This window comes from Aminobacter sp. AP02 (assembly GCF_003148805.1).
Lineage (GTDB): Bacteria > Pseudomonadota > Alphaproteobacteria > Rhizobiales > Rhizobiaceae > Aminobacter.
Map to the genome: position 1 here is coordinate 219,703 of NZ_QGGX01000006.1, position 15,139 is coordinate 234,841.

General features: G+C 62.1%; 12 protein-coding genes and 1 riboswitch. Of the genes, 8 read left to right on the forward strand and 4 right to left on the reverse strand.

The annotated features are described in order from the left end of the window. The first annotated feature begins 33 nt into the window (after nt 1-33). From C8K44_RS10015 to C8K44_RS10035, 5 genes are all read left to right on the forward strand, one after another. Complete coding sequence (locus C8K44_RS10015) at nt 34-1,953, forward strand: 5'-nucleotidase C-terminal domain-containing protein (RefSeq protein ID WP_109575629.1); 1,920 nt, start codon at nt 34-36, stop codon at nt 1,951-1,953. Nucleotides 1,954-2,080: 127 nt separating this feature from the next. After that, complete coding sequence (hemH, locus tag C8K44_RS10020; RefSeq protein ID WP_109575630.1) at nt 2,081-3,145, forward strand: ferrochelatase; 1,065 nt, start codon at nt 2,081-2,083, stop codon at nt 3,143-3,145. Nucleotides 3,146-3,282: 137 nt separating this feature from the next. Then, nucleotides 3,283-4,497 carry an FAD-dependent oxidoreductase gene (locus C8K44_RS10025; protein ID WP_109575631.1) on the forward strand — a complete coding sequence of 405 codons (1,215 nt, stop codon included), beginning with the start codon at nt 3,283-3,285 and terminating at the stop codon, nt 4,495-4,497. 119 nt (nt 4,498-4,616) lie between these two features. Then, entirely contained in the window at nt 4,617-5,567 is a 951-nt protein-coding gene (locus C8K44_RS10030) for an SPFH domain-containing protein (protein ID WP_109575632.1), read from the forward strand. Between the two features lie 26 nt (nt 5,568-5,593). Beyond that, entirely contained in the window at nt 5,594-6,058 is a 465-nt protein-coding gene (locus C8K44_RS10035) for an NfeD family protein (RefSeq protein ID WP_109575633.1), read from the forward strand. A gap of 6 nt (nt 6,059-6,064) precedes the next feature. Here C8K44_RS10035 and C8K44_RS10040 read toward each other — a convergent pair whose 3' ends face one another. Next, entirely contained in the window at nt 6,065-7,063 is a 999-nt protein-coding gene (locus C8K44_RS10040) for a KpsF/GutQ family sugar-phosphate isomerase (RefSeq protein WP_109575634.1), read from the reverse strand. A 246-nt stretch (nt 7,064-7,309) separates the two neighbouring features. Between C8K44_RS10040 and C8K44_RS10045 the strand changes: the two genes are divergently transcribed. Next, entirely contained in the window at nt 7,310-8,887 is a 1,578-nt protein-coding gene (locus C8K44_RS10045) for an outer membrane beta-barrel protein (RefSeq protein WP_245417435.1), read from the forward strand. A 12-nt stretch (nt 8,888-8,899) separates the two neighbouring features. Here C8K44_RS10045 and bluB read toward each other — a convergent pair whose 3' ends face one another. Together bluB and galU are read right to left on the reverse strand one after the other, a co-directional pair. Further along, nucleotides 8,900-9,616, reverse strand: coding sequence for a 5,6-dimethylbenzimidazole synthase (gene bluB, locus C8K44_RS10050; protein ID WP_109575636.1), 717 nt, complete (start codon nt 9,614-9,616; stop codon nt 8,900-8,902). A 45-nt stretch (nt 9,617-9,661) separates the two neighbouring features. Next, a riboswitch (cobalamin riboswitch) is annotated at nt 9,662-9,847 on the reverse strand. Between the two features lie 67 nt (nt 9,848-9,914). After that, the gene (galU, locus tag C8K44_RS10055) at nt 9,915-10,802 is read right to left on the reverse strand and encodes a UTP--glucose-1-phosphate uridylyltransferase GalU (RefSeq protein WP_109575637.1); all 888 of its coding nucleotides are present in this window, start codon (nt 10,800-10,802) and stop codon (nt 9,915-9,917) included. Nucleotides 10,803-11,050: 248 nt separating this feature from the next. On the opposite strand from galU, the gene C8K44_RS10060 reads away from it, so the two are divergent. After that, nucleotides 11,051-12,277, forward strand: coding sequence for a lytic murein transglycosylase (locus tag C8K44_RS10060; RefSeq protein WP_109575638.1), 1,227 nt, complete (start codon nt 11,051-11,053; stop codon nt 12,275-12,277). 16 nt (nt 12,278-12,293) lie between these two features. Continuing rightward, nucleotides 12,294-13,535, forward strand: coding sequence for a DUF459 domain-containing protein (locus tag C8K44_RS10065; RefSeq protein WP_245417436.1), 1,242 nt, complete (start codon nt 12,294-12,296; stop codon nt 13,533-13,535). Between the two features lie 68 nt (nt 13,536-13,603). Here C8K44_RS10065 and C8K44_RS10070 read toward each other — a convergent pair whose 3' ends face one another. Next, nucleotides 13,604-15,058: a glutamate synthase subunit beta gene (locus C8K44_RS10070; RefSeq protein ID WP_109575639.1), complete on the reverse strand. Its 1,455-nt coding sequence runs from the start codon at nt 15,056-15,058 to the stop codon at nt 13,604-13,606. Nucleotides 15,059-15,139 lie beyond the last annotated feature (81 nt).

Genomic DNA, 15,139 nt, shown 5'->3' on the forward strand with positions numbered 1-15,139 from the left:
ACGTCTCGCGGGGGTCATTCGGGAGATTTCAACATGAAGAGATTGGCTGCCATTGCGGCTTTGTCAGCTTCGGCGTTCGGCTATTCCGCCGCGCCGTCATTCGCCGATTACGCTTTGACCATCATGCACATCAATGACTGGCACAGCCGCATTGAGAGCAACAACAAATTCGAATCGACTTGCTCGACCGAAGAAGAGGGCAAGGGCGAGTGCATCGGCGGCGCGGCGCGCCTGGTGACGGCGATCGCCGACCAGCGCAAGAAACTCGAAGGCCAGAACGTGCTGCTGCTCAATGGCGGCGACAATTTTCAGGGCTCGCTGTTCTACGCCACCTACAAGGGCGCGGTTGAAGCGGAATTCCTCAACCAGATGAAGTTCGACGCCATGACCGTGGGCAACCACGAGTTCGACGACGGCGAGGAAGCGCTGGTGCCGTTCCTCGAGAAGATCCAGTTCCCGGTCCTTTCCGCCAACGTGCATCCCAATGCGCAGTCCAAGGTCGGCGACCGCATCAAGCCGTCGCTCGTGCTCGAGGTCGGCGGCCAGAAGATCGGCATCGTCGGCGCCGTCACCAACGACACGCCCGAAGTTGCCTCGCCCGGCCCCAACATTGCCATCGAAGACGACGTCAAGAACATCACTGCCGAAGTGGAGAAGCTGAAGGCCGAGGGCGTCAACAAGATCATCGCCCTCACCCATGTCGGCTATCCCCGCGACAAGGAGATGATCGCCAAGATCCCCGGCGTCGACGTGGTTGTCGGCGGTCACTCGCACTCGCTGCTGTCGAACACCGACGCCAAGGCCGAAGGGCCTTATCCGACGATGATCGACAACCCCGACGGCTACAAGGTGCCGGTCACCCAGGCTGCGTCCTACTCGAAGTATCTCGGCGAATTCACGGTGACCTTCGACGACAACGGCGTCGTCAAGGAAGCCAAGGGCGATCCAATCTATCTCGACAATTCGATCAAGCCCGACGAGGCAGTGCTTGCCCGCATCAAGGAACTCGGCGCGCCGATCGAGGAACTGAAGAACAAGGAAGTCTCGGAGACCACCGCCCTGATCGACGGCAGCCGTGAAAGCTGCCGGGCACGCGAGTGCGAAATGGGCAACCTGATTTCCGATGCCATTCTCGACCGCGTCAAGGATCAGGGCGTCACCATCGTCTTCCAGAACGGCGGCGGCATTCGTGCCTCCATCGACCAGGGCGTCGTCACCATGGGTGAAGTTCTAACGGTCCTGCCATTCCAGAACACGCTCGCCACCTTCCAGCTTTCGGGCAAGGACATCGTCGCCTCGCTTGAAGCAGGCGTCAGCGAGATCGAAGAGGGCAAGGGCAAGTTCCCGCAGGTTTCCGGGCTCAAATATTCCTTCGACAAGTCGGTCGCCGCCAATGCCGGCCGCGTCAAGTCGGTGGAAGTGATGGACGGTGGCGCCTGGAAGCCGATCGACGAAGCCAAGGTCTACACGGTGGCGACCAACAACTACGTGCGCCAGGGCGGCGACGGCTACAAGCTTTTCGCCGAAAACGCCACCAACGCCTATGACTACGGTCCGAGCCTCGAACAGGTCGTCGCCGACTATCTCGCCAAGAACCGGCCCTTCACGCCGAAGCTGGACGGCCGCATCACCGAGATCGCCGTAGCGGCGGCAGCCGCCCCTGCTGCAGAACCCGCCAAGCCCGCGGACGCTGCACCTGCGACCCCCGTCCTGCCCGGCGCTTCGACCGAGATCGCAAACACCCCGCCAACCGTGGAACCGGCCAAGCCCGCCGAGGCAGCGCCGGCTGGTGCCAAGTCGCATACGGTGGTTGCTGGCGACACGTTCTGGGACCTCGCCAAGACCTATCTCGGCGATCCGACCAAGTGGAAAGCAATCGCCGAGGCCAATCCTGACGCCAAGGCCAAGGACCTGCACATCGGCGGAACGCTTTCGATCCCGTCGGTAAACTGATAGGGCTCTCTTGCCCTCAACAAGTCCGCCCGGCATGCCGGGCGGACTTTGTTTTTTGGGTGCGGCCAGACGCGACATTGAACGGTTGCGCCTTTCAACTAGGTATCCCGCATTACGGAGACACCGAATGAACATGACCACGACGATCGACGAAAAATCGGCCAAGGCGCTCGGCCCGTTCCCAAACGGTCACCCCGCGGTGCGCAAGGGCAAGGTCGGCGTTCTCCTCGTCAATCTCGGCACACCAGACGGCACCGACCAGAAGTCGATGTGGCGCTATCTTCGTGAATTCCTCTCCGACCCGCGCGTCATCGAGATGCCGAAGGCGCTGTGGTATCCGATCCTCTATGGCATCGTGCTCAACACGCGGCCCAAGAAATCGGGCGAGAACTACAAGAAGATCTGGAACACCGCGCTCGACGAGTCGCCGCTGCGCACCCATACCCGCGCCCAGGGCGAAAAGCTTGCCGAGGCGCTGCGTGACCTGCCCGACGTCGTCGTCGACTGGGCCATGCGCTACGGCAATCCCTCGACCGAAAGCGTCACCAAGAAGCTGCTCGAACAGGGCTGTGACCGGATCGTTCTGTTTCCGCTCTACCCGCAATATTCGGCAACAACGACGGCAACCGCTAACGACCAGTTTTTCCGTGCGCTGATGAAGCTGCGGGCCCAGCCGACCATCCGCAGCGTGCCGGCCTACTATGACGAACCGGTCTACATCGAAGCGCTCGCGCGCTCCATCGAGCAGCATCTTGCCAAGGTCGACTTCGAGTCGGAGGTGATCCTCGCCTCCTATCACGGTATCCCAAAGCCCTATTTCGAAAAGGGCGACCCCTATCATTGCCATTGCGTGAAGACGACACGGCTGCTGCGTGAGCGCCTCGGCATGAGTGACAAGAAGCTGATGACAACCTTCCAGTCGCGCTTCGGCGCGCAGGAATGGCTTCAGCCCTACACCGACAAGACCGTGGAGCGGCTCGCCAAGGAAGGCATCAAGTCGATCGCGATCGTCAATCCGGGCTTTTCGGCCGACTGCATCGAAACGCTGGAGGAGATCGCCGGCGAAAACGCCGAGATATTCCACCACGCCGGCGGCAAGAACTTCTCCCACATCCCCTGCCTCAACGACAGCCCTGAAGGCATGGCAGTCATCGAGACCATCACCCGCCGCGAACTGATGGGCTGGGTCTGAGGAACGGCCGAGCCGCAATCCAAGGCGATCTCGCGGGTGCCAATCCGGGGTGGTGCATGCGCGCGCTAAGGCCGTCGGCCCCTCAGGAACCTCTCCCCAAGGCGGTGCGTTGAGCACATCTGGAGAGGTGCGCATGCATGACCCGAAAGCTCGACCTAAGGACCGGACGGCCCGTCTGGTATGCCTATCGCGCGCCGTCCGTCCCTACTGGCAAGCTCACCCGCGACGTCAAGACCGATGTTGCTGTCATCGGTATGGGTATCAGCGGCGCCATGATCGCCGAAGCATTGACCGAAGCCGGCTGTTCGGTTGTCTGCATCGATCGGCGCGGACCGTTCCTCGGCTCGACTTCGGCCACGACAGCCCTCGTCCAATTCGAGATCGACCAGCCACTTTCACTACTGTCACTTAAGATCGGCAAGCCGAAGGCCGAGCGTGCCTGGCGCCGATCTCGGCTCGCGGTGATGAACCTCAAGGCGCACATCAGCGAACTCGGCATCCGCTGCGCCGCCGAGACCAGGCAATCGCTCTATCTCGCCGGCAACATTCTGAACGCGAGCGGCCTGCGCGAAGAGGCCGAAGCGCGGCGCCAAGCTGGCATTGGTGCGACCTACCTGACGGCTTCGACATTGCGCGAAAAATTCGGTGTGGAGCGCGATGGCGCGATCCTCAGCCCCGACAATCTGGCGCTCGATCCTAGAAAATTGACCGCCGGACTGCTCCGCAAGGCGCTTGCACGCAAGGCGCGCTTATACGCTCCCGTCGAGGCGACCGGCATCGAAGACGGACGCGAAGATGTCGTGATCGCGACCGCCAGAGGCCCGACGATCACGGCAACTCATGTCGTATTGGCCACCGGCTACGAACTTGTCGCAGACCTCGTGCCGTCAACCAACCACAAGATCATCTCTACTTGGGCGATCGCCACGCGACAGCAGAAGCGAGCACTGTGGCCCGGAGCCGCCTTCATCTGGGAGGCCTCCGATCCTTACCTCTATATGCGCGCCACCGCCGACGGGCGGGTGATCTGCGGCGGAGAGGATGAAGATTTCACCGACGAGGCAAAGCGCGACATGCTGACAGCTGAAAAATCCGAGCGCATCGCACGAAAACTGAAGGCTCTTTTGCCCAAGCTCGATGCGACGCCCGAGTTTTCCTGGGCCGGTTCATTCGGCACCACGGTCACCGGCTTGCCCTATATTGGTCAGTTGCCTCGCCATCCGCGTATCCATGCCGTGATGGGCTACGGCGGCAATGGCATCACCTATTCGCGTATCGCCGCCGAGCTCATTACCTCGACGATTACGGGCAGCGAGGACTCCGACGCCGGCTTGTTTAGCTTTCGCCGTTGACAACACCTGACAATCCGCCAGCACGCGATTGTAACAGCACTGAAAGGCCCTTAAGTCTTTCGGCATCGCAGCGCTGGCATGACTACAGCCGGCAAGCTCAAGCCTGAGGGGTTAACCGAATGGACTTCAGTGGTTTCGACATCGTCATCCCGGTCCTTGTCGTCCTTGTTCTCTTGCTGCTTTTCGCCGGCATCAAGACCATCCCTCAGGGCTACAACTATACGGTCGAACGGTTCGGCCGTTACACCAAGACCCTGACGCCCGGTCTCAACCTGATCATTCCCTTCATCGACCGCATCGGCGCCAAGATGAACATGATGGAGCAGGTGCTCGATGTACCGACCCAGGAGGTCATTACCCGCGACAATGCTATCGTGGCGGTCGACGGCGTTGCCTTCTACCAGGTGCTCAGCGCGCCGCAGGCCGCATACCAGGTTGCCGGGCTGCAAAACGCCATCCTCAACCTCACCATGACCAACATCCGCACGGTCATGGGCTCCATGGACCTCGACGAATTGTTGTCGAACCGTGACGCGATCAACGAGCGCCTGCTGCGCGTCGTCGACGAAGCAGCACATCCCTGGGGCATCAAGGTGACCCGCGTCGAGATCAAGGACATCAATCCGCCCGCCAACCTCGTGGACTCGATGGCGCGCCAGATGATGGCCGAGCGCAACAAGCGCGCCCAGATCCTCGAAGCCGAAGGCCTCAAGGCCGCACAGGTGCTGGAGGCCGAAGGCCGCCGCGAGGCCGCCTTCCGCGATGCCGAGGCACGCGAGCGCGCCGCCGAGGCCGAAGCCCGCGCCACGCAGGTCGTGTCAGAGGCCATCGCCAAGGGCGACGTTCAGGCGATCAACTATTTCGTTGCCCAAAAATACACCGAAGCCCTCGCCAAGATCGGCTCGGCCCCCAACAGCAAGGTCGTGCTGATGCCGATGGAGGCTTCGTCGCTGATCGGCACCTTGGGCGGCATCGGCGAGATCGCCAAGGAAGTGTTCCGCGCCGAAGGCACCGCCGGCGCGCAGCGCCAGTCCTCGCGCCCGCCAAGGATTGCGCCTGAGCAGAACTGAGCGACCGCACTGATGGGGAAGCCCAAATGATCGCAAGCATCGTTGACGAACTGGGTCCGTGGAACTGGATGCTGCTCGGCTTCATCCTGCTGACAATGGAGATCTTTGCGCCGGGTGTGTTCCTGCTATGGATCGGCATTGCCGCGCTTATCGTCGGCTCGGTGTCGCTGCTTTTGTGGGATGCGGCCTTCTGGAGTTGGCAGGCACAGATCCTGGCGTTCCTCGTACTTGCGCTGGCATCGGCCTATATCGGTAAGCAGATCGTTCGCGGCCGCGGCGACGTCTCCGACCAGCCGCTGCTCAACCGCCGCGGCGCCCAGATGATCGGGCGCACCGCGACGCTGACCGAACCGATCAAGGAAGGCCGCGGGCGCATCAAGCTTGGCGACACGATGTGGCGCGTTTCCGGCCCGGACCTGCCTGTCGGTACGCAGGTGCGTGTCGTCAGTGCTGCTGACGTCGATCTGGAACTGGTCGTGGAGCCGGTCTGAGGCTGCTCAGGCAGCGCCGACCCTGAGCAGGTCGTGGAAGTGGATGATGCCGACCGGACGGTCGTCTTCCACCACGGGAATGGCACTGATGTTGTGCTCGTTGAGCATGGCGGTTGCCGTGCCAGCCAGCATCTGTCGCGGAACGGTCTTGGGCCGCACGGTCATGATGTCTTCGACATTTGTCTCGGCGAGATTGCGGTCGAGATTGCGTGCCAGATCACCGTCGGTGAGGATGCCGGCGAGCTTGCCGTCCGCGTCCACGACGCAGACACAGCCGAAGCGCTTCTTCGACAGTGTCCTGACCGCTTCCGGCATCTTGGTACCAACCGCCACGATCGGCATCTCGTCGCCCGTATGCATCAGGTCGCCGACCGGCATCAGGCTCGCGCCAAGCTGGCCGCCGGGGTGGAAGGTTCGGAAATGATCGGCGGTGAAGCCGCGCGCTTCAAGCAGGGCGACCGCCAACGCGTCGCCTATCGCCAATTGAAGCAGCGTCGAGGTCGTCGGGGCAAGACCGTGCGGGCAGGCCTCCGGCGTGCGCGGCAACGACAAGACCACATCAGCCTGACGCGCCAATGCGGAAGCGTCACCCGCGGTGATGGCAACCAGCGGTATCGAAAAGCGCCTCGAATAGGCAACGATGCCCTTGAGCTCGGCTGTTTCACCTGACCAGGAGAGCGCGACGATCGCATCTTCCTTGGTGATCATGCCGAGATCGCCATGAATGGCTTCGGAGGGATGAACGAAATAGGACGGCGTCCCTGTCGAGGACAGCGTCGCTGCGACCTTCGAGCCGATATGGCCGCTCTTGCCGACGCCGGTAACGATGACCCGGCCACCGAGTCGCGCAAGGATCGACACTGCCTGGGCGAATGGTTCGGCCAACGCTCCTTCGAGCGCGGCTGCAAGCGCGGCCATGCCGGCCTGCTCTGTGGCAACAGTGCGGAGGGCGGAGGCGATCGACGCCTGCCGATCCGGTTCTTTTTTTAGTGATCCAGCGTGCATGTCGCATGCGTTAGCGCGTCGAACGGTCCCTGTCCATGATTATCCAGCCCGAACGGCATGCCCGAGCGATGACGAGAAACTCTCCGTTAACCATGGCCATTTACCAGTTGGTAATTGCGGCGCCCATGCGCCGGCGAAGCAGTGGAAAAAATGGCGCAGATCAAGCCAGGGCAAAAAGGACTATGGGGCAACGTTGGACTGCGCTCCTTGCTGGCGACAGCAAGTATAGCGACGTTGCTTTGCACCATGCCTTTGCATGCCCAGGAGGCAGGCCTGCGCGGTCCTGGTGACGACGCAAACGCGGCGGGCCTGCTGACGCGCAGGCCACCGACCCAGCCGCAACCGTCCCCCCAGGTTCCGGTCGCGGAATACCAGCCCGCCAGCCCCGGCGCACTTGCCGACCCAATTGATCCAGCCGCCGAAGACAGCCTGTTCAGCGAACCGCCCAATGCCGACAGTGCGGCGTCCAATCGCCCGCCAACGACGGCGCGCCAGCGCACCGAAGAGGCGCGGCGGCAACGCGCCGCCCCCGCTGGCGCGTCATCCACAAGGGCGGCACCGGCGACGCAAGACGACATCACCACTGCCACTGTGCGCCAAGGCACTGTCGACTCCGAGACCAGCGTGGACAACGGGCCGGACTCCGAGCGGCAACGCGCCATCGAAGGCCGCGATCTGCTGATCGACGCAAATCCCTTCGAACCCACAGGCATCCGCGTCGGCAGTTTCGTGCTGCGGCCCAGCCTCGTGCAAGGTTTGGGCGCAACCACCAACGCGGATTCGAGCCCGGACGGCAAATCGGCAGTGCTGTCGGACACGGCTCTTCGCCTCAACGCGGCTTCCGACTGGGAAACCCATTCGGCGAACATCGACGCGTACGGCATTGTCCGCAAATCCATCTCCGGCCAGGAGGTGGACGACCTCGCTGGCGGCATCAATGGTCGATTGCAGCTCGATCTTGCCGATGACCTGCGTGCCATCGCGCGTCTCGGCTATGATTTCCGCCCGGAATCGGCCTTTTCACCCGTTGTTATCGTCGGCACCGTCGAGCGCCCGACGCTCCATATCCTCAATGGCGCGCTCGGGATGGAGAAAGATGTCGGCAAATTCCGCTTCGGCGTGACCGGCGAGGCCACGAAGGAAACCTACGGCGATGCGCAACTGTCGGATGGAGCCATGCTGTCGCAAAAAGACAGAAACTCCACGCTTTACTCTGGCAGGTTGCGCGCGGGATATCAGATATCCCCGGCGTTGACGCCATTTGGCGAGGTCCAGTTCGGTCGCCGGATCTATGACCTGCGCCTCGACACGGCCGGCTTCGAACGTTCTTCGAACGAGATCGGCGCGCGTGCCGGCGTTGAACTGGACATGGGCGAGAAATTCGGCGGTGAAGTCTCGGCAGGCTGGATCAGCGAAAACTTCGACGACGAGCGCCTCAAGACCATCTCCGAACCGACAATTGCCGCCGATCTCAGATGGTCGCCGATGCGTGGTACCACCGTCGGCTTGAACGGTGCGACCTTCGTGGAAGGCTCGACCACACCGGGCGAAAGCGGTTCGGTGCTTTATGCCGGGCGCCTCAGCGTCGAGCGCGAACTCCGGTCAAACCTCACTGGTTTGGCTGCCGTGGGCGTCGGCTGGCGCGACTATGCCGGCTCAAGCGATCACGACCTGACACTGACCGCCGAAGCGGGCCTGACCTGGTGGCTCAACCGCTATGCCGGTCTCACCGGGCGTCTGCGCCACGAGACCTTCACCAGCACCCTGCCCAACCGCGACAGCACGACCAACAGTGTATTCCTTGGGATGAGAATCCAGCGCTGACGCATCGGCGCTCTAGGGCGCCACCAGTTCGGCGGCGATCGCCCTCAACGCTTCTTCCCCTTCTCCCGCATACACCTCGCTCATGATGAGGTCTGCCAGCGGCAGGCGGCTGCCCCAGCCGTGCCGTTCGAGATCAGGCCTTGGCGCGAATTCCGAAACATGGCCGACGCAGAGGTAAGCTACGGGAACGACGTGCTCGGGAATGCCGAGCAGTTGTTTCAGCGCCTCGCGGTCGAGGATGCTGACCCAGCCGACGCCGACGCCTTCGGCGCGCGCCGCCAGCCAGAAGTTCTGGACCGCGCAAACGGTGCTGTAGAGGTCCATTTCCGGATTGTGCCAGCGTCCGAGCGGCGACTTTGCCGAGCGGCCGCGGTCGCAGGTGACAACGAGATTGAGCGGGGTCTCGCAGATGCCTTCGAGCTTGAGCTTGCGGTAGAGCGCCTGTTTTTCCTCGGCGATCTGCGGCAATTCCTCCCCACGCGCGGCAAGGAACAGATCGCGCACCTGCTGGCGGCGTCCAGCATCGCGGATGACGATGAAATTCCACGGCTGCATGAAGCCTACCGACGGCGCGCAATGGGCAGCCATCAAAAGCCTTGCCAGCAGCCCATCTTCAAGCGGATCAGGCAGGAAATGGCTGCGCACATCTCGACGCGTAAAGATGGCACGGTAGACGGCGTCCTGTGCGGTCTGGTCGAAACCATTGGAGTTGAAATGGTCAGCCGGCATTGCGTTTCCCCTTGCGAGCAATCGATTTCCCCCGCCTGACCATGCGGTGGACGATTTCTGCCGGGCCGGTCTTCTGGCTCGAGTTCAACCCGCGTTCGGCGCCTTCCCGTTCAGGACGAACAGTGGCTTTTGCCGATACGGTCCCTCTTACAGCGTTGGGCACGCCACGGTTTTGCACCGTGTTCCCGATTCTCCCGCATCGCTGCGAGCACCTGGCAGGAAATGTCTACAGGACGACAAAGCCCTTTGCTACGCCGCCGCGCGTCCAAAACTGACGCGCGAGCGACATTGCGGCCGCTTAGCGGTCAGGCTTCATCTCTTGCAACAGGCCTTCGATGACACCGGCCATGCTCCTGTTGAGATCCGAACGCGACAAGGCAAACGCGACATTGGCTTCGACGAAGCCTTCCGGCGAGCCGCAGTCGAAGGTGCGGCCACGATAGTGGTAACCGTAGAAAGACTGCTGCTTTTCGAGCTTCAGCATCGCGTCGGTGAGCTGGATTTCATCGCCGGCGCCGCGCTCCTGGCTGGCCAGGATGTTGAAAATCTCCGGCTGCAGGATGTAACGGCCATTGATGAAGAGGTTCGATGGTGCCGTACCCTGCTTGGGCTTTTCCACCATGCCTTCGATCTCGAAGCCGGTATGGACGGCCTTGCCCTGTCCGACGATGCCGTATTTGTGCGTTTCGGTGGGATCGCATTCCTGCACGGCGATGATGTTGTCGCCGGTTTCGGCATAAAGCTCGACCATCTCGCGCATGCAGCTCTTTTCAGACTGCATAATCATATCGGGCAAAAGCAGTGCAAAGGGCTCGTCGCCGACAAGTTCGCGCGCGCACCACACAGCATGGCCAAGGCCAAGCGGCACTTGCTGGCGGGTGAACGAGGTCTGTCCCGGCCCGGGTTGCAGCCGCTGCAAGCGCTCGAGCTGCTCACCTTTGCCGCGCTGGGCCAGCGTGTCATAGAGTTCGAACTGAACGTCGAAATGATCTTCGATGACCGCCTTATTGCGGCCGGTGACGAAGATGAAATGCTCGATGCCCGCCTCGCGTGCCTCATCGACCACGTATTGAATCACCGGACGATCGACAACCGTCAGCATTTCCTTCGGAATCGACTTGGTGGCAGGCAGAAAACGCGTGCCCAAACCGGCGACCGGGAAAACTGCCTTGCGAACTCTCTTCATTGCTTCGTCGTCCGATAGAAGATTACAGGTATGAGAAGTGACATTCTCACGCCCGAATTGAGGAATACTGAACGCGTTCACGTATTCGGGGACAGGGGCAAGACCATCGATCACGCGATCTTGATTGTCCCGCCCATTAAGGAGACAATCCCCAAGGGCGTTTTTCGTTCCTCTGGGGACCATGGTAAACTGATTGCTAACCGGCTTAGGCGATGAATCGACTTTCTGATCTCTCCAAGGAGGAAAGAATGCCCCTTCGCAAAACCGCCAAGAGTCTCGCAGGCGTTGCCGCGATCGCTGGTCTTTCGCTCGCGCTGCTGTTGCCTGCTGGCCCGGCGGCGGCCGAGGCTGGCTTCGAACGCTGGGTCGCGAGCTTCCGTTCGGTAGCCGCCGACAACGGAATCTCCCGTGCGACCTATGATCGTGCCTTTCGCGGCGTAACCTCGGCGGATCCCGAGGTTCTGGAAAAAGCCCGCTTCCAGCCGGAATTCACGGCACCGGTGTGGGATTACTTCGACAACCGCGTGCACGACCAGTCGATAGCGGTAGGCCGTGAGATGGCACGCAAGTGGAAGCCGTGGCTCGACCGCATCGAGGCCAGCTACGGCGTCGACCGCTATGTTCTGCTGGCCATTTGGTCGATGGAATCGAACTACGGCGAAATTCTCAAGAACGACAAGGTTATGCGCAATGTGGTGCGCTCGCTGGCGACGCTCGCCTATGGCGACCAGCGCCGGGCGAAGTTTGCTCGCACCCAGCTGATCGCGGCGCTCAAGATCCTGCAGCGCGGCGACATCGACGAGAGCCATCTCGTCGGCTCCTGGGCCGGCGCCATGGGGCACACCCAGTTCATCCCGACCAGCTACCAGGCCTATGCCGTCGACGCAGACGGCAATGGCAAGCGCGACATCTGGAACTCCGTGCCCGACGCGCTCGCCACGGCCGCAAATCTTCTGAAGAAGAATGGCTGGCAGGCCGGCAAGACCTGGGGTTACGAGGTCGTGCTGCCCCAGGGCCAGAAGTTCCCCTCGGGATCGATGACGCTCGACAAGTGGGCAGCGCTTGGCGTCGAACGCGCCAATGGCAAGGCCTTCAAGCGCGGCTCCGACGTGGCCACCCTCAAGGTGCCGGACGGACGCGGTGGACCGGCATTCCTGATGACCAAGAATTTTTCCGTCATCAAGCGCTACAACAATGCCGATAAGTATGCGCTCGCCGTTGGCCTTCTTGCCGACGAGATCGCCGGCTATGGTGGCTTGGTACAGGACTGGAAGCGACCGTTCACCAAGCTCAGCTTCGAAGAGAAGCAGGAGTTGCAGAAGCGGCTGTCGGCGCACGGCTATTACGATGGCAAGAGCGACGGCAAGATCGGCGAAGGCTCGCGCACCGCAATCAAGGCGTTCCAGGCACAGCTGGGCTTGACGCCGGACGGGCATCCGAGCATGGAAGTCCTCAAATGGCTGCGGCGTAATTAGCAACCGGAGGCTGCATTTGGCATCGACACGTCGTTCAAGGTTTTTGCTTTTGCGCCTGACGATGCCACTGCTCGCGGTGGCGGTCGCCGTGACCGCCATCTCGTCCACCATGCCAAGCCCAGCTGCAGCCCAGGAAGGCATATTGCGGCGGTGGTCGCTGCGCGACCTCTTCATGCCGCGCCGCGAACCGCGCGTTGATCCTTACATCTATCAGCAGCAGCAAGCCCCGCAGCGCGTCATTCGCAGGGCCCCGCGCAAGCCGAAGAGCGCTGTGGGCACCGTCGCCAGGCCGGCCGAACCGGTCGTTCCCGTCATCGAGAAAGCGCTCGACGCCAAGGTCGTTCTTGTCATCGGTGACTTCCTCGGCGCTGGCATCGCCGAGGGCCTCAGCGCCGTCTTCGCCGAAAATGCCAAGGTCCGGGTCATCGACAAGACCAACGGTTCGTCGGGCTTCGTGCGCGATGACTATTACAACTGGCCCGAGAATGCCAAAGCCCTGATCGAGCAGGAAAAACCCGCCGCCGTCATCGTCATGATGGGCTCAAATGATCGCCAGCAGATGAAGATCGGTGACACGCGCGAGCCGCCGATGAACGCAGCCTGGACCAAGGAATACAAAGCCCGCACCGAAGCGCTGGCAAAAACTATCTCCGCCACCAAGGTGCCGTTCCTGTGGGTCGGCATGCCGGCCTTCAAGTCGCCGAAGGCGAGCACCGACATGCTCGCCTTCAACGATGTTTATCGTGCGGCGACCGAGGCAGTGGGAAGCGAATTCATCGATGTCTGGGGCGGCTTTGTCGATGAGGGCGGTGCCTTCGTCACCAGCGGCCCCGATATCAACGGCCAGCCGGTGCGCCTGCGCTCCGATGACGGCATCAACGTCACCAAGGCCGGTAAGCGCAAGCTCGCCTTCTATACGGAAAAGTCGCTCAACAAGCTGCTCGGTATCACCGCTCTGGGAACCGAGACCGTGATGCCGGCAAGCTTGCCGCAAGCGACCCCCGGCGAACTGAACGTGCCGGTCAATATCGACCGAACCGTGCCGGTCTCGCTTTCCGACCCCGAACTCGACGGCGGCAGCGAATTGCTGGGAGCACAAACGGCCGCCAAGGGCGACCCGCGCTCGCCCGGCGAAAAACTTGTCGTGCAGGGCATAGCGCCGGCGGCGCCCCCCGGGCGTGCCGACGATTTCTCGTGGCCGCCCAAGCCACTGCCGGCCGGCCAGAGCACCGAGATGACGACGGCCATCAAGCGGTAGTTTGCAGAAGCCACCGGAAATGAAAAAGGCACCTCGCGGCGCCTTTTCATTATCGAAACCGCCAAGCCTTAGCGTGGCAGAACGCTTGACCCCATCAGGGCAACATCGATCGAGTGCGCCGCCTGGCGTCCTTCGCGGATAGCCCAGACCACCAGCGACTGGCCACGGCGCACATCGCCGGCAACATAGAGCTTGTCGACGTTGGTCTTGTAGTCGCGATCGTTGGCCGCGACATTGGTCGAACGACGGTTATCGGTGGTGATGTCGAGCGTGCCTTCGAGCTCCTTGACCAGGCCGCCGGCGAGCGGGCCGGCAAATCCGATGGCGATGAAGGCGAGATCGGCGCGGATGACGAACTCGGTACCCGGGATCGGCTTGCGCTTGTCGTCGACTTCGCAGCACTTCACGCCAGTCAGCTGGCCCTCTTCGCCGATGAATTCCAGCGTCGCCACCTGGAACTCGCGCTGCGCGCCTTCGGCCTGCGAGGATGAGGTGCGCATCTTGGTCGCCCAATAGGGCCAGACCGAGAGCTTGTTTTCCTTTTCCGGCGGCTGCGGACGGATATCGAGCTGGGTAACGCGCACCGCACCCTGGCGGAAGGCAGTGCCGACGCAGTCGGACGCGGTGTCGCCACCGCCGACGACGACAACATGCTGGCCACCAGCGACGATCGGTTCGGAGGCCCAGGCAACCGACTGGATGTCTTCGCCGCCGACGCGCTTGTTCTGCTGGACGAGGTAAGGCATCGCATCGTGCACGCCCTCGAGGTCGTCGCCCGGAATGCCCGCCGGACGCGGCGTCTCGGAGCCGCCGCAATAGAGAACGGCATCGAACTCGGCCAGAAGTTCAGTGACGGGCTTGTCGACGCCAACATTGACGCCGCAATGGAAGGTCACCCCCTCGCCCGTCATCTGCTCGACGCGGCGGTCGATATAGTGCTTTTCCATCTTGAAGTCCGGAATGCCGAAGCGCAGCAAACCGCCTGGGCGGCTCTCGCGCTCATAGACATGGACGTCGTGGCCAGCACGGCCGAGTTGCTGGGCCGCCGCCATGCCGGCAGGGCCGGAGCCGATGACGGCAACCTTCTTGCCGGTCTTCTTCTCAGGCGGATAAGGCCTGATGTAGCCGGTCTCATAGGCCTTGTCGGCGATCGCCTGCTCGACGGTCTTGATGGCGACCGGAATGTCCTCGAGGTTCAGAGTGCAGGCTTCCTCGCAAGGAGCGGGGCAGATGCGGCCGGTGAATTCGGGGAAGTTGTTGGTCGAGTGCAGGTTGCGGATCGCATTGTCCCAATCGCCATTGTAGACGAGATCGTTCCAGTCCGGGATCTGGTTGTGCACTGGACAACCCGTCGGCCCATGGCAGAACGGAATGCCGCAATCCATGCAGCGTGCTGCCTGCTTTTCAACTTCCTTGTCCGACATCGGCAGCGTGAATTCGCGGAAATGCCGGATGCGGTCGGAAGCCGGCTGGTACTTGTGCACCTGCCTGTCGATTTCGAGAAAACCTGTAACCTTGCCCATAGTCTAACTTTCGTCAGTCTAGCCTCGCGGGAACCTCGCGGGCGTGTCGTTCCATCACTTCCAATGAAGCATGCGATGGTG